This window comes from Psychroflexus longus (assembly GCF_020164595.1).
Taxonomy (GTDB): domain Bacteria; phylum Bacteroidota; class Bacteroidia; order Flavobacteriales; family Flavobacteriaceae; genus Psychroflexus; species Psychroflexus longus.
Map to the genome: position 1 here is coordinate 29,647 of NZ_JAIQZE010000004.1, position 23,855 is coordinate 53,501.

Genomic DNA, 23,855 nt, shown 5'->3' on the forward strand with positions numbered 1-23,855 from the left:
TTTTGAAGAGCAAGCTGACAAATCAATCGATTAATTGCTTCTCCGTTCAGTTTACTAATTATTTAATTTAGCTTATATTTTAAATATGAATAATCATCCATAAGATCTCACAGGTTTTAAAATCTGCGAGGTCTTAAAATTAATTTTAAATAAAATAAAATAATAAGTAAAAAAGTTCATTTTCCTATTGAATCCTAGATTCAAAAGAAACACTAACAAAAAATTTATGTTTTAAGATACGTTTTGCTTTTAGCTCTATCGATTCTTTAAATATTCAACCAATATGTCAACTTTAAATTGATCGACCTAAATTTAGGTTGAAAGGAATTCACAAAGTAGTTGTCATTATAAACAATAAAAAGATCAGACAAAGGGGCGAAGCGCCACTGAAGTCTTGAGTTAATTCCTAAATTATCACGCTGGTTGGCGTATTGAAAGACCGTAGACCAGAAAATAGATTTCGTAAAAGTGAATCCAATTCTCGGAGAGACAAGCCATAAGTCGGCACTTGGTAAGGGGTTGGGCATTTCAATCCTATCATAATTTACACTTAAGCTAAGTCTTAGAACAGGCTGTAGTCTCAAAACTGCTTCTCCACCAACCGAATACCGATACCCGTTGAAAAACTCTCCAAATCCAGCGTCGCTTCTAAACGAAAATACGTCAGCGTTATTACTTCTGTAATTAAAGTCTACAGCATTAAAGTTATATCCTCGGTTGGCCTCAAGTTGTTCGCCTCCCTCTGTTCCTGTAGGGTCAAAAGGTTCATTTAGAAAAATGTAGTTATTGGTGATGTTCAAACCAAATTCTGTAAAGTCTTTCATCCTCACCCGGTAACCTAGTCTAAACTCATGATCTGATTTTTGATAATCCAGTTTGGGTCTCCAGATGACCGTTGGATTAAAATCAATCCTGTGATTGTTGACTTTTCCTTCCTTTGGCCAAAACAACCTGCTGACAGTAGTTGTTGATCTTAGGATGTCTTTTCGTAAGATAAATCCTAAATCTGAACGGAAATCATCTTCAATAAATGAAAGATCTGAAGATACATTCCAGTTTTTTGTATTTCTCCCTAATAATACCCCTGCAGAATGTCCATCGCGTTCTTCTGCCTGAAAAGATTTATGGCCGTAAAACTTGCCAAACCACACATTATCATTGGTCGCCAGGTTATAATCTAGCCCAACAACTCTGTTGTATTTATCATTGGAATCTATAAAGTTATCAGAATCAAAGGTTTGCCGATTGATCATAAAAACACCAATGTTGGATCTGCTAAACACCTTTTGTTGTAAAGCAAACATCATGTTATTGTTTGAAGCGACTTCCTGTTCTTCGCTTTTGGCTGTTTGCAGATTAAGAAAGCCTAGTCTCAAGTCCTTATTGACTTTCCCACTTAGGCGAACACCACCTATAATATCATTTTCAACTCTGTTACCAAAACGATCTGTGGCAATACCTATCCGGCGTGAAAAAAAAGGATTAGCTAGGTTGGTATTTCCAAAATTTCCAAACAAATCATTGTTATCGATGAAAAATTGACGGCGTTCGGGCAGATTAACTTCAAACCGAGTTAGGTTTGTAAAAATATCATCTACTTCTACGTTAGAAAAATCGGGATTGAGGGTTATATCCAGATTCATGCTGTTCCCCAGTGATATTTTGGCATCACCACCGAATGTAAAATTGCTACTAGATTCATCAGCTGTGAAGTCTTTTTCGGTGATACCATTTATGAACGGTATTATCGCCAAAGGAGTTCTTGATCTGCCAAGTGGTTTTTCAAAATACATGTCGCCCATAAAGGCCAGGTTAATTACACTTTGGTTTTGAGGGACATTATACCAAACACTGCGTTCATTTGCTTGCATGTCGTAGCGATAGCTCTGAAAACGCCACTTGGTTTCCCCTTCTGCAAACTTAAAGGAGGTGAGCGGGATGGCCATTTCTGCAGTGTAGTATCCATCATAAATTTTGGATTCTCCAGTCCATTTTACATCCCAGGAAGTGGTGAAGCCACCAATGCTTTGACCACCTCCAGAAATGAAAACTTCACGTCTCACTCCAAGGGGGTTGATTCCAAAAAGAAAAACGTTGTTTCCATCATTGAATGTGTCAAACAAAACACTGATGTTATCACTTCCTCCGGACCTCCAGTCACGTTCAAGCGAAGGAATCACATAGTCATTCCCAGGAGTGTAAACTTTTATACCCACATATAAAGTTTCGTCGTCTACCAACATTCGAATGTCAGTTTGGTATTTCGCAGGAATATCATCATTGGGAAAATACTCCTGAAACGGTCCAACGCTTTCTCCACTTTCCCAGGCACTTTCATCCAAAATGCCGTCAATAGTAAAGTCTGCTTCTGTGTATTTTACAGTAAAACTTTTATCCAAATCTTGAGCGTTGGAAACTATAAACGATGAGCAACAAATTATAAAATAAAGGAACGTAAAGAAACGATTCATTGAGTCTTATATTATTTCGTGTAATAAGAATATTTAAACTGTAATTTTAAAGAATCAATTGGTAAAATAAATCCATTTTTATCTAAAATCTGTAATTCAGACTTTACATTAATTCAAAAGTAAAATTTGCAATGCTATTAAGGAAACTTTAGGTTTCAACCTAAATGAAAAAACATAACAGTTTTACTGGTTTAGGTTAACACAAATATTTTGAGGCATAACTGTTAGAATCAATTTTGAATCATGATTAGTTTTAAATATGTATAAGTGTTTTCGATGCAAACACTTTAAATCCGTTGTTTTCTAAATATTCTACACCTGATTGGATAGATGTAATTATATTTTGAAGTGATTTGTTCTAGTCAACTAATGCCTTTAGGTTAGCACCATTGAACATATAAAAATCTAAGATTCCATTTAATCGATATTCATTTAGTGAGAAATATGTTACAATGAAATTTCTTAATTTTATATTAAAATATTTAAGATATTTGCAGTACACTTTTAAAGAAAAATAATTCAATATCAATCCAAAATTAAAATAACTTATTACCAATGTTAATTCCTTTCGTTTTATTAATTATCTGTAAATAATCACTAAGTAATTTTGATTAATGAAATATAATCGTATATTGTTTATATCCAAACAAGTTTTTATTTACGACAGATTCTAATAAATCATTCTCAATTGATACTAATAATTTAATGACTAAAATGCATACAAAATCTCAAGAGCTCCTTGACAGGAGAAAAAATATAGTCGCCAATGGTGTTGGGGTTTTTAATACAGCCACTGTAAGTGATGCAAAAGGAGCAATTATAACCGACGTTGATGGAAATGAGTTAATTGATTTTGCAGGTGGAATCGGTGTGGTTAATGCGGGTCATTGTCCTGCTCCTGTAGTCAAAGCAATACGCGAACAAGCTGGTAAATATTTGCACACCAGTTTCAATGTCGTTACCTATGAGCCATATATCGAATTATGTGAAGAACTTGCAGAAATCCTTCCTCACGGTGATCATACGAAGGTCATGCTCATAAGTACTGGCGCTGAAGCTGTAGAGAATGCAATCAAAATTGCTAGACAAGCTACACAACGACCAGCAGTATTATGTTTTAGCGAAGCTTATCACGGTAGAACATTAATGGGAATGACTTTAACAAGTAAAGTGAATTACAAATTTTCTTGTGGTCCATTCGCTCCAGAAGTTTATAGATTGCCATTTCCAAATTTCTATAAAAATGCAGGAAATCTTTCTATGGATGAATTTGTGGAAAACGAGTTGAGAAATCTCCGTGAAAGTGCCAAGACTTTGGTTGACATCAATACTGTAGCAGCTATTATTGTTGAACCAATACAAGGGGAAGGTGGTTTTAATCCTATTCCGCAAAAATACCTCGAGGGTTTGCGAAAGTTTTGTGACGAATATGGCGTGATGTTGATTTGTGATGAAATCCAAAGTGGTTTTTGTAGAACCGGACACTGGGCTAGCTGGCAATACTACGGTGTACAACCAGATCTAAGCACCTACGCCAAATCTATGGGGTCTGGATTACCAATTGCAGCAGTCGTTGGTAAAGCTAAAATTATGGACGCTGCATTACCTGGAACCATAGGTGGAACCTATATTGGCAGTCCAGTTTGTTGTGCTGCTTCTTTAGCAACCATAAAATATATGAAAGAAATAAATCTTAATGAAAGAGCCATACATATTGGCCAAATCGTAATGCAGCGCATGAAAGATTTGCAAGAAGAGGTTTCAGAAATTGGAGAGGTAAGAGGAATTGGAGCCATGATTGGTATCGAATTTATTAAAGATGAAAATCCTAATTCTCCAAATACTGAACTTTGCGATCAAATTGTTAAAGGCTGTGCAAACGATGGCCTTATACTTTTAAGTGCAGGTACCTATAAAAATGTGATCCGGATACTTTCCCCTCTAGTCATAACTGATGACGAATTAAATAAAGGCCTGGATATTTTAGAAAAGCATATTTTGAAAAATACCCGGAGCACAACTCAAAAAGTCTTGAGTTGGTTCAAAAAAAATTAATAACAATATAATAAACTGGTTATTCATAATGAATAGCTACTCACAATTAATAAATCAATAAATGAGACCATTTGCAATAGCAGGAATACAAATGAAAGTTTCAGCGGTTAATTCTAATGTAGAATTGATGAAGTTGAAACTAGATATAACAATGAGCCTTTATCCATGGGTAGAAATGGTAGTTTTTAGCGAGTTATGTGGTTACGGACCTCTTACTCATACAGCAACAGAAATACCAGGATCGTTTGAGGAAGAAATGCAGGCTGCAGCAAAAAAGCACGGCATTTGGTTACTACCAGGGACCATTTTTGAAAAGAGTGAAGGGCATATTTACAATACAGCAACGGTAATCAATCCACAAGGTGAAGTTGTAACTAGATACAGAAAAATGTTCCCCTTTTACCCTTACGAAGTTGGCGTAACACCAGGTTCTGGATTTTGCGTATTTGATGTACCCGGAGTCGCGAAATTTGGTCTATCCGTTTGTTACGACATGTGGTTTCCAGAAACAGTAAGGACTTTGGCAGTTATGGGAGCCGAAGTAATTATTCACCCTACAATGACTGGAACAATAGATCGTGATATTGAACTTTCTATAGTTCGTGCGATGGCAGCTTGCAATCAATGCTATTTCTTTGATGTCAATGGGCTGGAATCCGGAGGTAATGGAAAATCTCTGGTTTGTGGACCAGATGGACGAGTCATTTATCAAGCTGAAGGAAACGAAGAGATTTTCCCTATAGAGTTAAATATAGAACGCGTTAAGCGAAGCCGAGAATTAGGTGTCCTTAGGTTAGGACAACCTCTAAAAAGTTTCAGAGACCATATTGGTGAATTTAATATTTATCAACAAGGTGTTCAATTGCCTTATTTGGATTCGTTAGGACCTTTAATTAAGCCTACAAAAATGGATACTTTAGCAAAACTGAAGTTGCAAGAACACGAATACGAGAAGAATAATCCTATACAATCACAGGGATATAAAGGATTTTCAAAATAATAAAAAACAATAGATATGGGCGGTACAGCACCGAAACACAAGAAAAAAGAAAGTATGAAAGATGCAGTGAGCTGGTTTGAAATACCTGCGCTTAATTTTCAACAGTCAGTCAATTTTTACAATCAAATTTTTGGTATCGATATGGAAACCAAACTTGATGATAATTATGCAATGGCATTTTTTCCTGTAAAAAACGGTGTTGGAGGTTCCATAGTCGCTGGACCGGGGTCAACTCCAGGTGAGGCGGGTCCTTTGGTATATCTTAATGCAGGTGAGGATTTGAATCCAGTTCTTAATCAAGTAGAGCTAGCTGGTGGTCGAATTGTTATGCCAAAGACTTTTATAAGTGATGATGCTGGATACTTTGCTATTTTTATAGATCCAGAAGGAAATAAGTTAGCTCTGCATTCAAGTAATTAAACTATGATAAAAAACAAGCAAAAGAGTTCGAGTCATTATAATATCAATCAATTAAGGTTAGAATCATGGAATGAGCTTAAAAGTGAATGTTCCCATTTGGAAACTTTAAAACGAAATACTCCTGAAAATAAAAAGCAAAAGGAATTTGTTAAATCCCTTTTTAAAAAACTTGAAACTGTTGAAAGTTATTTTGCATTACCAGGGATTTCTAAAATGGGAATGCTTCAAGATATGCTCGAAAGGAACGAGTTTACATCTTTAGCACATAAAATTATTGAAATTACTAAGTTGCTGGTAAGTGATAGATACCGAAGCAATCCAGATGTTTTTGATGATGATGATACGAATGGTGAGTTGATTGAGAATTCTGGTAATAGTGATGAAAAAAGCAAAAATTATTTTGAAGTATTATTTGTAGAGGACATCTCTATAAAAGAGGAACTAAAATTAAAGTCAGATTTAAATGAAGTATCCACTGAAAACGATGAATTTGATTATAAAATCATTGTTCAAAGAAGTTTTCAAGATGCATTGATTGCCTTGTATTTCAACAGTAATATTCAAGCAGTAGTCATTCGTTACGCACCTCCTTTTAGGTCAAAAAAAATCAGATCGGTTATAGAACCCTTTATACAAAATGTGTTAAGCTTGGACATGGCTTCCAAGCCTGAAAGTGAACTTGGTCCTTTACTCGGTCGGCTTGTGAAAAAATTCAGACCCGAATTGGATACCTATTACGTAACCGATACATCGCTTGGAAATTTAAAAGATAATACTTTAAAAACCTTTAATCGAATATTTTACAGAGCAGAAGATGTTCAGGAATTGCATCTAACGATACTAAGGGGTATCTACGAACGTTACCAAACTCCATTTTTCACAGCTGTAAAAGAATACAGTAAAAAACCGACGGGCGTTTTTCACGCTATGCCTATTTCACGAGGAAATTCAGTTTTTAAATCCAGATGGATCAATGATTTCGGAAAGTTTTATGGCCGAAACATGTTTTTGGCAGAAACCTCTTCTACTAAAGGAGGATTGGATTCTCTTTTGCAACCTACGGGGACTCTAAAAAAAGCACAAGAAATGGCAAGTGACGCCTATGGCTCGCTCAATACTTTCTTTGTTACCAATGGAACGTCAACTTCCAATAAAATTGTTGTGCAAGCGCTGGTGAAGCCTGGTGATGTTATTTTGATCGACAGAGATTGTCATAAATCTCATCATTACGGACTCGTTTTGGCTGGTGCATATCCAGTTTATCTGGATTCATATCCTATCGAGAAATACTCTATGTACGGTGCCGTTCCTTTGGAACAGATGAAAGAAAAATTACTTCAACTTAAAGAAGCTGGCCGGCTTAATCTGGTTAAGATGTTATTGTTGACCAATTGTACGTTTGATGGGTTAGTTTATAACGTAGAAAAAGTCATGGAAGAAATTCTTGCGATCAAACCTGATATGATTTTTCTTTGGGATGAAGCCTGGTTTGCTTTTGCCGGATTCACATACAATTATAAGCAAAGATCGGGAATGTTTGTGGCCAGTAAACTTCATAAGAAATACAAAAGCTCAAAATATAGAATAGAATACGAAGAACACATTAAGAGTCTTAAGAAAGGAGAAATACCTAAACTTCCAGACCCAGATCAAGTTCGAATACGTGTCTATTCTACTCAAAGTACACATAAAACCTTAAGCAGTTTTAGGCAAGGGTCTATGATTCATGTTTGGGACGAAGATTTTAGAAAGAAAAGTCAGAACACTTTTATGGAAGCTTATATGACTCACAGTTCTACCTCTCCAAATTACCAGATTTTAGCATCGCTAGACGCTGGAAGAAGGCAGGTTCAATTTGAAGGTTACGAGCTTGTTGAAAAGAGCATTGAACTGGCGATGGTTTTAAGGGCTAAGATCAATGATCACCCAAAACTGAATAAATACTTTGATGTTTTGACTGTAGGTGATTTTATTCCTGACAAATACAGAGCATCTGGTTTAGCAGAATATTACAAACCCAACGTTGGCTGGAACAGAATGGAAACGGCTTGGAAAGAGGATGAGTTTGTGTTAGATCCTACCAAAGTCACCTTGCATATAGGAAAAACAGGAGTTGATGGCGATACCTTTAAGAATAAGTATCTCATGGATAAGTTTAGTATTCAAATCAATAAAACGTCAAGGAATACGGTTTTATTCATGACCAATATTGGAACCACGAGAAGTAGTATAACCTATCTTTATAATGCATTGCTGAAAATTGCAGATGAGTTGGATGCCGAGCAGTTATCTCATTCTTCAAAAGAACAGACTATCTTAAAAAATAGAGTAAACTCCCTAATACAAGATTTCCCACCATTGCCAGACTTTAGTTACTTTCATAGTTCATTTCAGGCAGTTCCTGGTGTACCGGGGGGGAATATTAGAGGAGCATTTACTTTGGCTTATGATGAGGAAAATTATGAATATGTTCCACTTGAGGAATGTTTACCATCCATGAGTGAAGGTAGAACTCTAGTTGCTTCTTCATTTATTATACCATATCCTCCTGGATTTCCAGTACTCGTTCCTGGTCAGGTTGTAAGTGAGGAAATCATTCATTTCTTAACAGCTTTAGATGTTTCTGAAATTCACGGCTACCAACCTGAATTGGGACTACGTGTGTTCAAGGATAACATTTTGAACAGACAAAAAACAGTGTCTTCTATGGGAAGCAATGGAAGTTTCAAAAAAAAGAATTTAACTGAATAAAAATATTATGGATTCAAACGATAAAAATACATCAACAAATAAAGAAGATCAAACCCCTAAACATGCTACTGTTACAGGAAAGGATGAGACAAAAATTCCCCGCCGGGGAAAGTCAAATAAAACCAAAAAAGTATCTGTAGCCAAAAAATCTGGGGCTAAACCTATAGCTACTAACATACCTAAAAAGCGGGGAAGACCTAAAAAAGGAGAGTTGAAAGGAGTTTCAGATATCCGTAGGGCCTTTCATAAAAATGAAGAACCACTTTATTTTATAAGTGCTACCAATTTTAATCTACTTGGTGCAGATGAATGGATCAAAGGTTTTCGATTTATCACTTATATTGAATGTTTTGATGGTCAACATCCCAACGTATTTTCCCCTAAAAATGAAATTCCACATGATGATTTTGAAGGGATAGAAGACATCAATAATTATTTGCTTCAGCATCCAGAAGTTCAAGACTATATTAAAACACGATCTGTTGATGGAAGAGCCGGCAAAGCGATGTTCCTCATGTTTAATGAAGAAACGGAGCGCCTGGCAGAAAAACTGGGTTTAGAAATCATGTTTCCTAAGGCAGAAATGCGAACTTTTCTAGACAATAAAGTCAATACCAATCGTATTGCAGAAAAAGCAGGAGTCGCGTGTGTTCCTTACGTTCTTTCCAAGGTGAATGATTATCAGCATTTAAGTGAAATCTCTAAACATCTAGGTCATCAACTGGTAATACAAACTCCTTTTGGAGATTCCGGGCATACCACCTTCTTTATATCTAATGAAGAAGAATATGATGAATATGCTGAAGAAATTGAAGCTGAAGAGGAAGTGAAAATCATGAAGCGTATCCGTTGTAAAGGAACTGCTATTGAAGCCTGTGTTACTCGCCACGGAACTATTGTTGCTCCTCTGATGACCGAATTGGTAGGATTTGAAGAGCTGACACCTTACGAAGGAGGATGGTGTGGTAATGAAATCTATCCGGATGCGTTTACACCAGAACTAAGAAAAAAAGCAGCAGAATTTACTCAGCTTTTTGGAAATCAATTGCGTGAAGAAGGTTATAAAGGCTACTTTGAACTTGACTTTTTAATCGATCAGGACAATGGAGAAATCTATTTAGGAGAATTGAATCCAAGAGTCACTGGAGCGAGTTCAATTACAAATCATGCTGTATTTGCACTAGCTGATGCTCCATTATTCGTATTTCACATTTTAGAGTGGATGAATTTAGATTACGCTTTAGATGTTGAAGAAATCAATAAGCGTTGGGCTAATCAAGACAATATTGATGGCTGGAGCCAACTGATTGTAAAACATACAACCGATTCGATAGAATATGTTACCGAATCAGCAAAATCTGGTATTTGGAGATTGTACGATACTGGTCATATTCAATTTGACAGAATGGATACCCATAGACGTGCTGTCCAAAATGAAGGGGAAGCCTTTTTTATGAGAATTGCAAAAAAAGGAGATTACCTTTATGAAGGAGCAGACATGGGGATTTTGGTAACCCGAGGTCGAATGATGACAGACGATTTCAAACTAAATGATAGAGCAAAAGCTTGGATAAAAGCGATCCGTAATCAATTTTCTTCGGTTATGGTAGAAGATAAGCGAAAGTCAAATTTATCCGGATCCCTTACAAAATAATTTTTAAGCCTGTCGATATTTTTGTTGATAGGCTTAATTGTATTAATATTTTAAATCTCTATATGCAGATTAATTTTAAGACCATTTCAGAACCTAGTTTACCAGGCTTAAAGTGGCAAAACTTGTTCTTTACGCATTGGGAGGCTTATAAAAAGTGGTTAATCGAAAATGAAAAAGAAGTTCCAACTTCAGATTTAAAAACTTCTCAATCAGCTCTCAAGACATACATGCCCGAATCGTGGGACACTTATGAGCGGCTTTGTCAACTTGCAGATACAGATGAGTTGGCAGCCAAATTTCTGACGGGTTATCAGCCGCCATTTTACGTCAGTGGTTGTTCAAATGCAATATTAAAAGGTGATGATTTTCAGCTTGTTCGAAATTATGATCATCATCCAGACTTGTTTGAAGGTGTTCAAATACTTACAAAATGGAACCAGAAAAGGGTTATTGCAGTTAGTGATTGTCTGATTGGTGTCCTTGACGGGATCAATGAAGATGGATTAGTAGTTTCCTTAACTTTTGGGGGTAGAAAAATTACAGGACAAGGTTTTGGAATTCCTTTTATTTTAAGATATATCCTTGAGTTTTGCTCTGATGTGGAAGAGGCGATTGAAGTTCTAATCAGAATTCCTTCCCATATGGCTTATAACGTGAGTATCGCTGATAAGTCGGGGAGCTATAAAACTGTGAGAGTGGCACCTGGAGAAAAAGCAGTTATTACAAATTCAGCTTACACGACCAACCATCAAAAGAAAGTGGACTGGCCAGAGAATGCTAGATTTAACAAAACAATTGAACGTTCTCTATTTTTAAGTCACCTGTTGGAAGAACAAGATCTATCAACAGAAAATTTAGTCTCTGCCTTTCTTAGGAAACCTCTTTATAATGATCTTTTCAGAGAAGGTTTTGGCACTTTATTTACCGCGTCATATTTTCCAAAATTGGGAGAAGTGGACTTGCATTGGCCCAATAAAAAAATAAGGCAAAGTTTTGATAATTTTGAAGAGAAGGATGAAATCATCACCCTCCAACAGAGAAGGAAAAAGCGATCCAAAAATAATCAGTTTTCAATTCCTTATCAGGGTTATACTGCCAAAACTATAACCTATTCTAACCCTATTCTGAATAAAGCAGTTTCTAAAAAGCCTAAAGAAATTACAAACGAGTTTTTAAAAGAAGTTTGGTCAATTACAAAATCTTGATCATGTCTTTTAATAAGAAGACTTTATATTCAATTTCTATATTGAATGAATCTCATAAAAATCTATACAAATGAAATTTCAAAGTAAAAATCCCTTCAATGGTAACCATATTGCCGAATATACTGCACTTACTTCTGAAGAGCTCCATGGAAAACTCAAAGCTTCAGCAGAAGCATTTAAACATTGGAAAACAACTCCTTTAACTGAAAGAACTAATCTTCTTAAAAAGACAGGACAGATACTTAGAGATAATGTAGATGAATACGCTGAGATTATAACTTTAGAAATGGGTAAACCTATTTCAGAATCAAAGTCTGAAGTCAATAAATGTGCTTGGGTGTGCGATTATTATGCAGAACACGCTGAAGAGTTTCTTGCTATCGAAAGCATTGAAACTGATGCTTCTAAAAGTTTTGTTCGTCACGACCCGATTGGAGCAGTTTTCGCCGTGATGCCCTGGAATTTTCCATTTTGGCAAGTATTTCGTTTTGCCGCACCTACCTTGACAGCGGGAAATACGGGACTATTAAAACATGCCCCAAATGTCTTTGGCTGTGCTCAAAAAATAGAAGAAATCTTTTTAAAAGCAGGTTACCCTAAAGGTGTTTTTCAGAATTTGATTGTTCATCACGATGAAACTGAAAAAATTGTGTCACATGATGCTGTTCGGGCTATAACTTTAACTGGCAGTGAAGCTGCAGGCTCTGCTGTTTCACAAATTGCTAGCAAATACATCAAAAAAAGTTTGCTGGAACTTGGAGGGAGCAATTCGTTTATCGTTTTAGATGATTCTGACTTAGATCAAGCCGTAAATACGGCAGTTCAGGCTAGAATGATGAATAGTGGTCAAAGCTGTATTGCAGCTAAACGTTTTATGGTGATGGATTCCATTTATGATGAGTTTGTATCTAGGTTTATTGAAAAAGCAAAACAATTAAAAGTGGGAGATCCCATTTCAGAAGATACTCAAATTGGAACTTTGGCACGTAAAGATTTGGCAGATCAACTTCAAAAGCAAGTCCAGGACTCCATTAAACAAGGTGCTAAATTATTACTTGGAGGGAAACAAAATGAATGCTTCCATGAGCCCACAGTTTTAGGGGAAGTAACCTCTGAAATGTCTGCTTTTAAGGAAGAAACCTTTGGTCCACTGGCTGCAATGGTCAAGGTAAAATCTGCAGATGAGGCTTTTGAATTAGCTGAACAATCTAAGTTTGGACTTGGATTAAGTGTGTTTACTAAAAATATTGATAAAGCTTTGAGTTATGCTGAGAAAGTCAGCGACGGTGCATTTTTCATTAATGAGTTGGTAAAATCAGATCCCCGTTTGCCTTTTGGTGGAACAAAAACTTCTGGTTTTGGTCGTGAATTAGCTAAAGATGGTATAATGGAATTTATCAATCGTAAAACAGTTTATGTAAAAGCATAACGGAATATTTTAATAATGTTTTCGCATTGAGTAGATTCATGAAAAAAGTAATTATTGCTTCGAAAAATCCTGTAAAGATACAAGCTGCCAAAAATGGTTTGAAAAAGACGTTTCCTAGCCAGGAATTTCAGTGTATCGGAGTTTCTGTGCCTTCCAACGTATCCGATCAGCCTATGAGCGACGATGAGACTTTTCTTGGAGCAAAAAATAGAGCTGATAACGCTTCTAAAACATATGAAGGCGCTGACTTTTATATTGGCATTGAAGGAGGTATAGAAATTACTGGTGGTGAAATGCAGGCCTTTGCCTGGATAGTTATTAAATCGAATGGCAAGTACGGTAAGTCTAGAACAGGCACGTTCTTTCTACCCAAACAAGTAGTTGATTTGATCAAAGAAGGTAAGGAGCTTGGTGAAGCTGATGACATTGTTTTTAAACGCGATAATTCTAAACAAAAAAGCGGAGCAGTGGGGATTTTGACAGGAGATATTATTGACAGAACAACTTATTATACTGAAGCTGTCATTTTAGCTTTGATTCCTTTTAGGAATGTGGATTTATATTAACCTCTCTATATCCTTTTCAGGGTTTAGTTGATTTTATTTCTTGACTAAGTTGTTGTAACAACAACCTAATTTTTCGCCAAAAATACAAAACCCTCATATACACTGGGTATATGAGGGTATATTGTGGAGTCGGGGAGACTCGAACTCCCGTCCAAACAAGCAATTCAACAGCCTTCTACACGCTTAGTTTTCTCTTGGGTTTTCGAGATAAGACTGGCTGAAAACCACCTACCTTATCCTTATCCTCGATTAAATTTCACCAAAGCATCAAGGCCCTGCTTTAGCTATATTTACTTTACCGGTGCCTCTGTTGCAAACGCCGTAAATCAAGGCTTTTGCGAGACATCTTAGCTCCCAACCTTGTTGGGATTAAGCATATCCTACTGTGATTCGGATTATGCAGCCAAGGCGTAGTTATCTTCGCCGTTTAAAAAAGTGTGAAATATGAGATTTACGAGCTATATCCCAGCGCTCGGCGTGCTTACCATTCAATTGGTCTTGCTGTCAAAACCAAATCGACCCCATAAAAAATGAGTGAAGCATTATAACTAGCTATCACGTCAATGAACATGGTTTGGGCGTTGCCTCTTATGTTCGCTATCGCTTCCATAAGTGCCGGGCTATTCGCTGTATCCCCGATAGTTATCGGGGGATGCCGCTTCTATCCCTAACGCAGACTGGTCAACTCACTTTAAGCCAAAACTTAAAACAAACACAACCTTCCCAAAACAGGAATGCAAAAGTAGATATAAATACTATATTTGAAGTCAAAATCATCTTAAAATATAATCTATGAAAATTGGACTTATCAAAGAGCGCAAAAACCCACCAGATCGCCGAGTTGTCTTTTTACCACAAAAAGCAGCCGAAGTCCAAAGTCAGTTTAAGGGTTTACAATTTGTCGTAGAGCCTTCAGACATTCGTATATTTTCAGATGAAGCCTACGCCAAAGCAGGTCTTGATGTTTCAGAAGATCTATCAGCTTGTGATGTACTTTTAGGGGTCAAGGAAGTTCCCATAGAGGCACTGATTCCAAATAAATCCTACTTTTTCTTCTCCCATACCATCAAAAAACAACCCTATAACAGAGACTTACTCAAAGCCGTTTTAGATAAAAACATAGAATTGTATGATCATGAGGTCATCACAGGAATCAATGGCAACCGGTTGATAGGTTTTGGGCGATATGCAGGATTGGTTGGCGCTTACAATGGTTTTAGAGCCTTGGGTTTACGCGACGAACTTTTTGACTTACCCAAAGTTGAAAATCTTCCAGATTTGGATGCTTTAAAGCAAGAACTCGACAACATCAAAATTCCTAACCTCAAAATCTGTCTCTCGGGACTTGGAAAAGTTGCTAGAGGAGCAAAAGAAATTCTAGATTATCTTCAAATTAAAGAAGTTGGAGTAGAGGAATACCTTCATTTAACATTCGATGAAGCAGTTTATACAGTGATAGACGTCTTAGATTACAACAAGCGTAAAGATGGTCAGCAAGGAAAAATTTCAGAATTTTTCTTAGATCCAACTCCTTACGAATCTAATTTCATGCGTTTTGCTAAAGTGACTGATTATTTTATAGCTGGTCATTTCTATGGCGATAATGCACCGTATTTGTTCACCAGAGAAGATGCAAAAAAACCAGATTTTAAAATTGATTTGATCGCCGATATTAGTTGTGATATCGATGGACCAGTAGCATCCACCATTCGGCCGTCTACTATCGCCGAGCCTTTTTACGGCTATAATGCTAAAACCGAATCTGAAGTTGACTTTGATGCTGAAGGAGCCATAACAGTTATGGCCGTCGATAATTTACCTTGTGAATTACCCAAAGATGCCAGTGAAGGCTTTGGAGAAATGTTCGCCGAGCATGTCATTCCAGCTTTTTTCAATGGAGATTTAGATGGGATTTTAGATCGGGCAAGAATGACTAAACATGGAAAACTGACATCTAGATATACTTATTTAAAAGATTTTGTCGACGAAAAAGAATAGTTGAAAATCATTAATTTTGAATTAACAATTTCAAAATTGACTCCTGAACAATGTTTAGAAGCCCTGATTCAATTTAATGAAGTTTTTACTAAGTGTTTTATCCATAGGTTTTGACTGCGCTCGACCTACCATAATCCTGAATCAATATTCTTTTTTTGAATTTCTTAATAAATCGAATCTCTATTATCTGAAATCTAACTTCTAAACTTTAGTATTCAATTATAGTTTCCTCCTGAGAACGTCTTACTTTTTTGAAGTCAGCAAATTTGTCATCTTTGGCACGATATCCAATTGGTAAAACCAATGCTGAAGACAAATCCTTTTCCTTTAATCCTAAGATATCATCGTAAGCAGAGCTTACAAATCCTTCCATTGGGCAAGCATCAATTTTTTCAGCAGCACAAACAGTCAAAAGATTACCCATTGCTAAATAAGCTTGGTTTTTGCCCCATTCCTTTATGTCTTGCTCGCTTCTTTTGTCAAAATCTTTAATGAGAAATTCACGAAAGGGATTAACTATTTCATCTTTTACATTTCTGATTTCTTTTTGTAATTCAAAAATGTGTCTGATGAACTTCTCATCTATAGTGTTTTCAATACAAATAACTAAAACATGAGAAGCTGTTTTGACTTGAATTTGATTATAACTATGTTCGAATAATTTATTTTTTAGTTCTTGGCTTTTTATAACAACCAACTTTAAAGGCTGAAGCCCGTATGAAGTTGGAGTTAAATTAAAAGCATTTTTTAAAAGCTCGATCTTATCTGAATCTATGATTTTAGACTCATCAAATTTCTTAGTTGCATACCTCCACTCTAATGCATTAATCATATCCAATCTTTTTGGCAAATATAGAATTATGATTTTTACAGTGTTTAACTTTTGAAATAATTAACTCAACTTTTGTTAAAACTAGGCAGAGATGATTTCTTCTATCTTTTCAGCTAATTTAAAATCTTTGTCAGTAACTCCACCTGCATCGTGTGTAGATAAAGAAATTTCCAAATTATTGTAAACATTAAACCAGTTGGGATGGTGTTGCTGAGCTTCAGCTTCAAAAGCAATTCTTGTCATGGCAGAGAAGGCTTCTTTAAAGTTTTCAAATTCTAGTTTGGTGTGGATGGCATTTTCATTGTAAGTCCAACCTTCAAACTTTTCTAATCTTGCTTCTATTTCTGCGTCTTGTAACGGTTTCATATCTTTTTATTTACAATTTACAATATTCAACGGGGAACAAACTAGTGTTTATGAAAGTTTCACAGAATTTTTTAACACTTCGTCTATACTAATTTGCAAGTTTTTTGGGAGTATATTTTCTTTCGGAATTACAGCAATGTATCGATCTTCATTAGAATTATAAACGCTCTTGAAAATCGGATTTTCAAGATGTAATCCTTTTAAGATTTCATACACTAATTCTTTATGGTGTATCAAATCTTTACTGCCGAGATGAAAAACCCCTTCTAGGTCTCTGTTAATTATATAATGTACTTGCTGAACAAACTTATCATGAGTTGTTGCATTCATCACTACATTGGGGAAAACTTCAATAGCTTCTTTGATATTATGAAGAACGTTTAATTCTTTTACTCTGGGAGAGTTATGACCATATATCATTGGTAACCTCACTATGTTGTAGAGATGATTAGGCAGCCTTAGTAAAGCATTTTCAATTTTGATTTTAAATCTTCCATAAACACTGTCAGACAGCGTTTTATCATATTCATATGAAGGATAATTGGTGAAGACATCAAATACGTTTGCAGATGATATGAAGATCAATTTTTTCTGAAATCTGATCAGGTAATCAATGATTTCAAAATGACTATGTACTTGTGCTGTAAAATCACCTCTTATAGCGGAGATAATTATATCTGGAGCAAGTTCATTAAGCAGTAGACTAACAGATTCAGTTTCTGTATCCCACTGGAACATGCGTTTGTTTTTATCCAATGTAGAATTGTCTCTGGAGTATGTTCCGTAGACATCATAATATGGCGATAATTCTTTGAATAAAGCGTTTCCTAGGAAGCCGCTGGCTCCCAAAATCAATATTTTTTTAGAATGTTTGATAATCCTTGTTTTTCTAAATGAATTGAGCCATTCCTAAACTAGAAATGGCTCAATTCTCTAGCTTTTTTTAAAGCTATTTCTTGTAAAATGGCGGTTTTACAATAATAGCTTTCACTTGTTTTTTTCTAATTTGTATGAAAATTTTATTTCCAAATTTTGCCTCTTCTGCGGTAACATAACCCATGCCAATTGCTTTTTTGAGGCTAGGTGACATAGTTCCAGAGGTGACATGTCCTATACTATCTCCATCTGAATTTACCAATTCATATCCATGTCTTGGAATTCCCTTTTCTAAGACTTCAAAAGCAACCAATTTTCTTGATGGCCCACTTTCTTTTTCTTTTTTAAGAGCTTCCGCATTGATAAAGTCTTTGGTGAATTTGGTAATCCAGCCCAATTTTGCTTCTATTGGAGAAGTAGTTTCGTCAATATCGTTACCATAAAGACACATTCCCATTTCTAATCTCAAAGTGTCTCTTGCAGCCAGACCTATAGGTTGAATACCATAGTCTTTACCAGCTTCCAGGACAGAAGCCCAGATTTGTTCCGCGTCTTTATTTTTGAAATAAATCTCGAAACCACCACTTCCTGTGTAACCAGTGGCTGAAATAATTACTTCCTCAGCACCACCGAATTCTCCGACTTCAAAATGATAAAATTTAATATCTGATAAATTATGTGGTGAAATGCTCTGCATGGCTTCCACTGCTTTAGGTCCTTGTATGGCCAAAAGTGAATACTCATCAGATAGGTCTGATAATTTTGCATCAAAAGAGTTGTGAGAATTGACCCACTCCCAGTCTTTCTGAATATTGGAAGCGTTCACAACCATCATGAATTTTTCATCATTGAATTTATAGATGATAAGGTCATCTATAATTCCCCCTGATGTATTTGGCATACAAGTATATTGCGCCTGACCGTCTACAAGCTTCGATGCATCGTTGGTTGTAACTTTTTGAATAAGATTTAAAGCTTCATTGCCTTCAACAAAAAATTCTCCCATGTGTGATACATCAAACACGCCTAGGTGTTTGCGAACAGTTTCATGTTCTTCATTGACACCTGTGTAAGATACTGGCATTTCATAACCTGCAAATGGAACCATTTTGGCACCTAATTGTTGATGTATATGATTGAGTGCTGTAGTTTTCATATGTTTTTTTTCGTTCGCAAATTTAAGATTAAAATAAAGATTGAGCACTTTTCAATTAGATTTCATTTCCAGATGAGCACCTTGAAATAATAATTGCAAAGTATTTAAATAAAAATGTAGTTTTATTTCTACTTTTTGTATTTTGGTACTACCAAACCGTCAATCTAAATTGAAGAAAATAACAAAAATTATTCTAGCCGATGATCACGATGTTGTAAAACATGGGGTTGAAGCCATCATTCGTCAGAATATTTCCGGACCAATCGTTATTAAGGTAGCTTCAACGAACGAGTTGAGAAACCAACTTTTAGCTCATAAAGACATTGACCTGGTTATTCTTGACATTAAAATGCCAGGAGGAAACACCGTAGATATTGTAAAAGATATTAAAGCGAACCATGAAAACATCAAAATACTGATGTATTCTGCTCACGATGAGCCTCAGTATGCTGTAAACTTCATTAGAAATGGAGCTGATGGTTATCTAAGTAAATCTCAACCTCTAGAGAAAATAGCTTTGGCTATCAAGGTATTGGAAAATGGAAAGCGGTTTGTAGATGAAGCATTTGATGAGGATCTCATCAACAGAAAAGGAGAAAAAGACCTTTCCTTATCAAATTTACTTTCTCACAGAGAGTTTCAAATATTGTCTTTGCTTGCCACAGGTAAATCCAATATAGATATTTCAGAAGAGCTTAATTTACAAAAATCTACAGTGAGCACTTACAAAAAGAGAATTATGCAAAAACTTAATATTGATAATAATATTGGTTTGGTAGATGCTTATCGAACTGATTTTAAAATCAGTTCTAACTAAGTAGATTGTAACTTATCCTGATCACTGATTTTTTCTTACATAAATTTATTTCCACATTCAAATATTTGCATACATCACTAAAAATTTCTTTCTGTTTCAAAGCTTTTAGCTTATTCTCTAATAATTCAAAGTTTGGGGATTTCTTCTCTAAAATATCTAAGTTAACTATCATCATCTCATCCAATTCGACAATTTGAATCGAATTAACACCTACTTCCTGCTCAGATAACATGGTAAGTATAAAGCTTATCAAATAGTTGTTGAGAACAAGATCTGATTTTAATTCTGCTTCAATTTTTCCGATGATGCGATCTTCGGCTAATTTAATTTTAAAATCTTTAAAGCTTGTAATAAGCATATCTTTAATTAGCCAAGATTTTTTCTGCTTTTCAAGTTTTAATTTTGCATCACTGATAATTTGTATAGCATCCTCACTCAATTTGAATGTCGAATTGGCTATAACCCTCGTAGTTTCTTTTATGTCATCATTAACATCATCTCCTAGTTGTGAGGTAAGAATATCTGTTGAAAATTTCAGGTAACCTAAAGGTGAAGTTAAATCATGAGAAACCGTAGAAACTAGAGACTTATAATCATCTTGAATTTTTAAATAGCTGATTCTTAAACTTATATAGTTTTCAAGTTGTGTTTGTGTATCGAGTTTTTTAGAAATCAAAATGATAATGAATTTGAATCTATATACATACGTTGGTATGTTGGATCAAACATTTGGTTCTCTCCAATTCTATTAACAGGAACTTGATTTTTTTCTTGAGATAAAGAAGAGGGAGCAAAACCAGGACTAATTTCCTGTAAAGCTCTATTGAGTAAAAGTTCTTCAGGATCGCCAAGCTTACCTAGGTTTTCAAAATTTTCTTTTTGTAAAATATCAGGTTCAAGCCCATTAAAAAAATCGGTGAAACCTACTTTATTTGCTGTTTTTAAGATTAAAGGTTGGATCGCATAGGTGTGATTTAAGTTGACATCCCTTCTCGTAAAGTCCGGGGAATCATATAAAGTAGCTGAACCTTCAAATTTTCCTTCGGTTGTATCGCCAATTTGAATAACGTCGATGTAAGGATTTAGAGCATTGATCAATAGCTCACTCGCAGAGGCGGAGGATGGTGAAGTAAGAACATAAACTCGAGTAAGGTTTAAGCTGTTAATCGTTTCTCCTGTAGAAATTTCATTATCAAATATGATATCCTCAGGTGAAAAATTTTCATTAAATAGTTGCTTTGCAAAAACTTCACCATTGAACTGACCCGTGATCATGCTGGATAGATCTTTACAGGTCTCGATACTACCACCAGAATTGTATCTTAAATCCAGAACCAAATCTGTAATACCTTCTGAAGCAAAATTTGAAAATATTGAATTCAATTCAGCATTAAATGGAGTTCTGAAATTGTTATACATCAAGTATCCAACTTTTTGACCATCCACATCCAGAACCTTATGTTCATGAATCGGATTTTCAGTGAGTTGAACTTTATTTAAGCTTATTTCCTGATCTATAGATGTCAAATTACGGTTTTGCAGCTCCGCTATACCAATAGTATAAGTGTTTGGAGATAAAAGAAGATTAAAATTTGATTCTATTGTCAGCAAATTTCCATCTATTCTATTAAAGATGACACCACGCTCCAAGCCTGCTACGTCCGCAGGAGACCCTGGTACAACATATCTTACATATCCAAAAACAGCATTTGTCGTTCCTAATTGATTCAATCCAAAAGCCATACCATTAGACCTGGAAATACCATCCAGGCTTTGTTCCAAGGTTACAAAATCTGATACGATAAAGCTAAAACGATCTTGCCTTGCAAGAAGAGAGAAGAAAAAGTCTATAGGTGAGTCTATTCTATTGAGAAAGTCCCTGTAATCCGGTGTGTTTTCAAAACGGTCATCAGCCAAATCTGGAGCATTACTTTTGTAGACATAAAAAACATTCATAGCCTTCCATATAAAATCTTTTATATTCTCTTGGTTGGCTAACTCATTTATGTTTGAAATGTTATCATCTCTATCGTCCTGGCAGGAAGTTAAAACTAAAGCACTAATAAAGCTTATTAGCAGAAATTTATTCATTTTCATATACAATCCGAATTTGAGATAAAAATAATCAAATTTGTTTTAGAAATAAGATGATGTAACAAATCCTTTGTTGTATCGTCTTCTTTCAAATAGGTTTTATGACTTCTGAAATTTATTCTCGACAAGTATTACCGCTACAAGATAAAATCTTTAGGTTTTCTCGTCGTCTTTTATCTTCAGAAGTCACTGCTAAAGATGCGACTCAAGATGTGCTTTTGAAGTTGTGGAAATTGCGAAAACAACTAAACGATATAAAAAACATTGAAGCATATGCTATGACAATGACCAAAAACCATTGTTATGACCTTCTTAAATCAAAGCACAGCAGGACTTTAGAGCTTGTTCATAGCAATTATACAAAGCCAGGTTCTTCCTTAGATTCACAAATTGAAGCTAGAGATGAAGCTAGCATAGTTTCAAAATTGATCAATGAGTTACCAGAACAGCAAAGAGCGATTATTCAGTTGAGAGATGTGGAGCAATTCTCCAATCAGGAAATAGAAGAAATAATGGGTTTGAACTCAACTTCTGTTCGCGTAGCGCTCTCTAGAGCAAGAAAGAAAATCATGAATGAATTGAAAAAAACATCAGCTTATGGAATTCAATAAAGACTATATAAGTGAATTATTGAACTTATATGAAGAGGGAGAGACAAGTCTCAAGCAGGAGCAGGAGTTGAAGTTATACTTTTCTTCTGAAGTTTATGACAAGGAGTTTGAACCTTATGCAAAGCTTTTTAAGTTTTTTGAACTTGAATCTAAAACTGAAATGGAAGATCAGGTTACAGGCAATGAAAAAACATCCAGTTCTTTCTGGATCAATATCGCAGCAACACTATGTATTGCCCTGGGAGGACTTTGGTTTTACGACCACTATCAAACTCAACAGGAAATGAAAGAAGCCAGACAAGCCTTTGAAACTACTCAAAATGCTCTCAATCTCTTATCTAGCAATATGAATGATGGTTTGGAAAAATTGGAATATGTCGAAGTATTCAGAACACAGAAAAATAAATTAATAAAATAAAAAACTATGAAACAAATTAAATTATTGGGTCTTATAATGGCCACCGCTTTTATGAGCAAAACAGTGGTTGCTCAAGATTTTAGTAAATATGACAGTGTGAGAGAAGTCAATGCGGTTGTCATAAGCAAAAGCATGTTTAAACTCATGAGTAAACTGGATTTAGACAGTGAAGATGAAGATATAAAAGCTTATCTCGAACTTGTTGACAATCTTGATGATATTAGAATTTACATGACTGAAAGCCCCAAGTATGGTAAACAGCTACAGGGAGATTTTGATGCTTTGAAATCAAAAAACAATTTAGTAGAGTTGATGAAAGTGAAAAGCGAAGGTAAAAATGTAAATTTTTACATTAAACCTGGCAAGTCAGATGATTTTGTGAATCAACTTTTAATGTTCATTAATTCTACAGAGACCTCAGATACAGAATCTGTTTTGATGCTCATCAACGGGAATATCGACCTTAAAAATATATCAAAACTTACGAGCCAAATGAATATTCCTGGAGGCAAGTCTTTGGAAAATCTCAAAAATCAATAGATATGAAAAAGTTGATATGCTTATTATCCTGTATTTTTATTGTTGGCGCTTGTAACAACAAAAAGAGTTTGCAAGAGTATCTTGTGGAAAAGGAAAATTCAGCACAATTTATATCTGCGAGTCTTCCAGCAGGAACTTTATTTCAGAATTTGGATAGCTTATCTGCAGAACAAAATAATAGCTTGAAGAAAATTGAAAAAATAAATCTGCTCGCACTTTCCAAAAACAAAGATTCAGTTTTACTCCAAAAAGAAAGGCGTGATCTTAAATTGATTCTGAATCAACCAGATTATGAGCCTCTGATAAGCTTTAGCAGTGGTAATAGAGAAGCTAAGTTGCTTTATGTGGGAACGGAGAATGAAATTGATGAACTCATATTTTTTGGATTTGATTCTGAATTAGGATTATTGCTATTGAGAATGAGAGGTGATGATGTGAATGCTAGTGATATTTATCAAATCAGTCAATCTACTCAAAACTTAAATATGGGTGCCCTGCCTCAGGATTTTGGAAATATTTTTGAAAATTTAGAGAAATAAGAAATTTCACATTAAAGTTATGTTAGATTACTTTATTTTCTAACTATATTTAAGATA

General features: G+C 35.3%; 22 protein-coding genes and 1 other RNA gene. 14 read left to right on the forward strand and 9 right to left on the reverse strand.

Annotated features, from left to right (window positions below; genetic code table 11):
* Nucleotides 1–266: 266 nt before the first annotated feature.
* Nucleotides 267–2,471, reverse strand: a complete 2,205-nt coding sequence (locus LB452_RS05150) for a DUF5916 domain-containing protein (protein ID WP_224460661.1) — start codon at nucleotides 2,469–2,471, stop codon at nucleotides 267–269.
* A gap of 714 nt (nucleotides 2,472–3,185) precedes the next feature.
* On the opposite strand from LB452_RS05150, the gene LB452_RS05155 reads away from it, so the two are divergent.
* The 8 genes from LB452_RS05155 (at nucleotide 3,186) to yjjX (ending at nucleotide 13,551) form a co-directional block, all read left to right on the forward strand.
* Nucleotides 3,186–4,526, forward strand: a complete 1,341-nt coding sequence (locus LB452_RS05155) for an aspartate aminotransferase family protein (RefSeq protein ID WP_224460662.1) — start codon at nucleotides 3,186–3,188, stop codon at nucleotides 4,524–4,526.
* A 61-nt stretch (nucleotides 4,527–4,587) separates the two neighbouring features.
* Entirely contained in the window at nucleotides 4,588–5,526 is a 939-nt protein-coding gene (locus LB452_RS05160; protein WP_224460663.1) for a carbon-nitrogen hydrolase family protein, read from the forward strand.
* A 15-nt stretch (nucleotides 5,527–5,541) separates the two neighbouring features.
* On the forward strand, nucleotides 5,542–5,946 hold the full coding sequence (locus LB452_RS05165; protein WP_224460664.1) for a VOC family protein: 405 nt from the start codon (nucleotides 5,542–5,544) through the stop codon (nucleotides 5,944–5,946).
* A 3-nt stretch (nucleotides 5,947–5,949) separates the two neighbouring features.
* On the forward strand, nucleotides 5,950–8,697 hold the full coding sequence (locus LB452_RS05170) for an aminotransferase class I/II-fold pyridoxal phosphate-dependent enzyme (protein ID WP_224460665.1): 2,748 nt from the start codon (nucleotides 5,950–5,952) through the stop codon (nucleotides 8,695–8,697).
* Between the two features lie 7 nt (nucleotides 8,698–8,704).
* Nucleotides 8,705–10,351, forward strand: a complete 1,647-nt coding sequence (locus tag LB452_RS05175; protein ID WP_224460666.1) for a biotin carboxylase — start codon at nucleotides 8,705–8,707, stop codon at nucleotides 10,349–10,351.
* A 62-nt stretch (nucleotides 10,352–10,413) separates the two neighbouring features.
* Nucleotides 10,414–11,556, forward strand: coding sequence for a C45 family autoproteolytic acyltransferase/hydolase (locus LB452_RS05180; protein WP_224460667.1), 1,143 nt, complete (start codon nucleotides 10,414–10,416; stop codon nucleotides 11,554–11,556).
* A 70-nt stretch (nucleotides 11,557–11,626) separates the two neighbouring features.
* Nucleotides 11,627–12,985, forward strand: a complete 1,359-nt coding sequence (locus tag LB452_RS05185; protein ID WP_224460668.1) for an NAD-dependent succinate-semialdehyde dehydrogenase — start codon at nucleotides 11,627–11,629, stop codon at nucleotides 12,983–12,985.
* Nucleotides 12,986–13,023: 38 nt separating this feature from the next.
* Nucleotides 13,024–13,551 (forward strand): inosine/xanthosine triphosphatase, encoded by a 528-nt coding sequence (gene yjjX, locus LB452_RS05190; protein WP_224460669.1) that lies wholly within the window; start codon nucleotides 13,024–13,026, stop codon nucleotides 13,549–13,551.
* 121 nt (nucleotides 13,552–13,672) lie between these two features.
* Here the strand turns inward: yjjX and ssrA are convergent.
* Nucleotides 13,673–14,074: a transfer-messenger RNA gene (gene ssrA, locus LB452_RS05195) on the reverse strand.
* The gene (locus tag LB452_RS13525; RefSeq protein ID WP_262902969.1) at nucleotides 14,033–14,161 is read right to left on the reverse strand and encodes a hypothetical protein; all 129 of its coding nucleotides are present in this window, start codon (nucleotides 14,159–14,161) and stop codon (nucleotides 14,033–14,035) included. The genes ssrA and LB452_RS13525 overlap by 42 nt, the downstream gene beginning before the upstream one ends.
* A 182-nt stretch (nucleotides 14,162–14,343) precedes the next feature.
* On the opposite strand from LB452_RS13525, the gene LB452_RS05200 reads away from it, so the two are divergent.
* Nucleotides 14,344–15,549: an NAD(P)-dependent oxidoreductase gene (locus LB452_RS05200; RefSeq protein WP_224460670.1), complete on the forward strand. Its 1,206-nt coding sequence runs from the start codon at nucleotides 14,344–14,346 to the stop codon at nucleotides 15,547–15,549.
* Between the two features lie 208 nt (nucleotides 15,550–15,757).
* Here the strand turns inward: LB452_RS05200 and LB452_RS05205 are convergent, their stop codons facing one another.
* The 4 genes from LB452_RS05205 to gcvT form a co-directional block, all read right to left on the reverse strand.
* Nucleotides 15,758–16,381, reverse strand: coding sequence for an NAD(P)H-dependent oxidoreductase (locus LB452_RS05205; RefSeq protein ID WP_224460671.1), 624 nt, complete (start codon nucleotides 16,379–16,381; stop codon nucleotides 15,758–15,760).
* 81 nt (nucleotides 16,382–16,462) lie between these two features.
* Nucleotides 16,463–16,747 carry a 4a-hydroxytetrahydrobiopterin dehydratase gene (locus LB452_RS05210; protein ID WP_224460672.1) on the reverse strand — a complete coding sequence of 95 codons (285 nt, stop codon included), beginning with the start codon at nucleotides 16,745–16,747 and terminating at the stop codon, nucleotides 16,463–16,465.
* Nucleotides 16,748–16,795: 48 nt separating this feature from the next.
* On the reverse strand, nucleotides 16,796–17,596 hold the full coding sequence (locus LB452_RS05215) for a sugar nucleotide-binding protein (RefSeq protein WP_224460673.1): 801 nt from the start codon (nucleotides 17,594–17,596) through the stop codon (nucleotides 16,796–16,798).
* 100 nt (nucleotides 17,597–17,696) lie between these two features.
* A complete protein-coding gene (gene gcvT, locus LB452_RS05220) occupies nucleotides 17,697–18,779 on the reverse strand; it encodes a glycine cleavage system aminomethyltransferase GcvT (protein ID WP_224460674.1) in 1,083 nt (360 codons plus the stop codon).
* 169 nt (nucleotides 18,780–18,948) lie between these two features.
* Between gcvT and LB452_RS05225 the strand changes: the two genes are divergently transcribed.
* Entirely contained in the window at nucleotides 18,949–19,596 is a 648-nt protein-coding gene (locus LB452_RS05225) for a response regulator (RefSeq protein WP_224460675.1), read from the forward strand.
* Here the strand turns inward: LB452_RS05225 and LB452_RS05230 are convergent.
* Together LB452_RS05230 and LB452_RS05235 are read right to left on the reverse strand one after the other, a co-directional pair.
* Nucleotides 19,589–20,272 (reverse strand): hypothetical protein, encoded by a 684-nt coding sequence (locus LB452_RS05230; RefSeq protein WP_224460676.1) that lies wholly within the window; start codon nucleotides 20,270–20,272, stop codon nucleotides 19,589–19,591. The genes LB452_RS05225 and LB452_RS05230 overlap by 8 nt on opposite strands.
* A complete protein-coding gene (locus LB452_RS05235; protein ID WP_224460677.1) occupies nucleotides 20,269–21,693 on the reverse strand; it encodes a S41 family peptidase in 1,425 nt (474 codons plus the stop codon). The genes LB452_RS05230 and LB452_RS05235 overlap by 4 nt, the downstream gene beginning before the upstream one ends.
* A gap of 98 nt (nucleotides 21,694–21,791) precedes the next feature.
* Here LB452_RS05235 and LB452_RS05240 point away from each other — a divergent pair, with 98 nt between their 5' ends.
* Genes LB452_RS05240 through LB452_RS05255 form a run of 4 tightly spaced genes read left to right on the forward strand, consistent with a single transcriptional unit; the run spans nucleotide 21,792 to nucleotide 23,798 of the window.
* Nucleotides 21,792–22,301, forward strand: coding sequence for an RNA polymerase sigma factor (locus LB452_RS05240; protein ID WP_224460678.1), 510 nt, complete (start codon nucleotides 21,792–21,794; stop codon nucleotides 22,299–22,301).
* Nucleotides 22,288–22,719: a hypothetical protein gene (locus LB452_RS05245; protein ID WP_224460679.1), complete on the forward strand. Its 432-nt coding sequence runs from the start codon at nucleotides 22,288–22,290 to the stop codon at nucleotides 22,717–22,719. Before LB452_RS05240 ends, LB452_RS05245 begins: the two co-directional genes overlap by 14 nt.
* A gap of 6 nt (nucleotides 22,720–22,725) precedes the next feature.
* Nucleotides 22,726–23,259 carry a DUF4252 domain-containing protein gene (locus LB452_RS05250; protein WP_224460680.1) on the forward strand — a complete coding sequence of 178 codons (534 nt, stop codon included), beginning with the start codon at nucleotides 22,726–22,728 and terminating at the stop codon, nucleotides 23,257–23,259.
* Nucleotides 23,260–23,261: 2 nt separating this feature from the next.
* Entirely contained in the window at nucleotides 23,262–23,798 is a 537-nt protein-coding gene (locus LB452_RS05255; protein WP_224460681.1) for a DUF4252 domain-containing protein, read from the forward strand.
* Nucleotides 23,799–23,855: the final 57 nt, after the last annotated feature.

What these genes read in the sequence shown, in the direction of transcription:
- LB452_RS05245 (WP_224460679.1), top strand. Translation starts at nt 22,288, where the DNA reads ATGGAATTCAATAAAGACTATATAAGTGAATTATTGAACTTATATGAA.
- LB452_RS05180 (WP_224460667.1), top strand. Translation starts at nt 10,414, where the DNA reads ATGCAGATTAATTTTAAGACCATTTCAGAACCTAGTTTACCAGGCTTA.
- LB452_RS05250 (WP_224460680.1), top strand. Translation starts at nt 22,726, where the DNA reads ATGAAACAAATTAAATTATTGGGTCTTATAATGGCCACCGCTTTTATG.
- LB452_RS05255 (WP_224460681.1), top strand. Translation starts at nt 23,262, where the DNA reads ATGAAAAAGTTGATATGCTTATTATCCTGTATTTTTATTGTTGGCGCT.
- LB452_RS05170 (WP_224460665.1), top strand. Translation starts at nt 5,950, where the DNA reads ATGATAAAAAACAAGCAAAAGAGTTCGAGTCATTATAATATCAATCAA.
- gcvT (WP_224460674.1), bottom strand. Translation starts at nt 18,779, where the DNA reads ATGAAAACTACAGCACTCAATCATATACATCAACAATTAGGTGCCAAA.
- LB452_RS05240 (WP_224460678.1), top strand. Translation starts at nt 21,792, where the DNA reads ATGACTTCTGAAATTTATTCTCGACAAGTATTACCGCTACAAGATAAA.
- LB452_RS05185 (WP_224460668.1), top strand. Translation starts at nt 11,627, where the DNA reads ATGAAATTTCAAAGTAAAAATCCCTTCAATGGTAACCATATTGCCGAA.
- LB452_RS05200 (WP_224460670.1), top strand. Translation starts at nt 14,344, where the DNA reads ATGAAAATTGGACTTATCAAAGAGCGCAAAAACCCACCAGATCGCCGA.
- LB452_RS05155 (WP_224460662.1), top strand. Translation starts at nt 3,186, where the DNA reads ATGCATACAAAATCTCAAGAGCTCCTTGACAGGAGAAAAAATATAGTC.
- LB452_RS05235 (WP_224460677.1), bottom strand. Translation starts at nt 21,693, where the DNA reads ATGAAAATGAATAAATTTCTGCTAATAAGCTTTATTAGTGCTTTAGTT.
- LB452_RS05205 (WP_224460671.1), bottom strand. Translation starts at nt 16,381, where the DNA reads ATGATTAATGCATTAGAGTGGAGGTATGCAACTAAGAAATTTGATGAG.
- LB452_RS05165 (WP_224460664.1), top strand. Translation starts at nt 5,542, where the DNA reads ATGGGCGGTACAGCACCGAAACACAAGAAAAAAGAAAGTATGAAAGAT.
- LB452_RS05175 (WP_224460666.1), top strand. Translation starts at nt 8,705, where the DNA reads ATGGATTCAAACGATAAAAATACATCAACAAATAAAGAAGATCAAACC.
- LB452_RS05210 (WP_224460672.1), bottom strand. Translation starts at nt 16,747, where the DNA reads ATGAAACCGTTACAAGACGCAGAAATAGAAGCAAGATTAGAAAAGTTT.
- LB452_RS05160 (WP_224460663.1), top strand. Translation starts at nt 4,588, where the DNA reads ATGAGACCATTTGCAATAGCAGGAATACAAATGAAAGTTTCAGCGGTT.
- LB452_RS13525 (WP_262902969.1), bottom strand. Translation starts at nt 14,161, where the DNA reads ATGGAAGCGATAGCGAACATAAGAGGCAACGCCCAAACCATGTTCATT.
- LB452_RS05150 (WP_224460661.1), bottom strand. Translation starts at nt 2,471, where the DNA reads ATGAATCGTTTCTTTACGTTCCTTTATTTTATAATTTGTTGCTCATCG.
- yjjX (WP_224460669.1), top strand. Translation starts at nt 13,024, where the DNA reads ATGAAAAAAGTAATTATTGCTTCGAAAAATCCTGTAAAGATACAAGCT.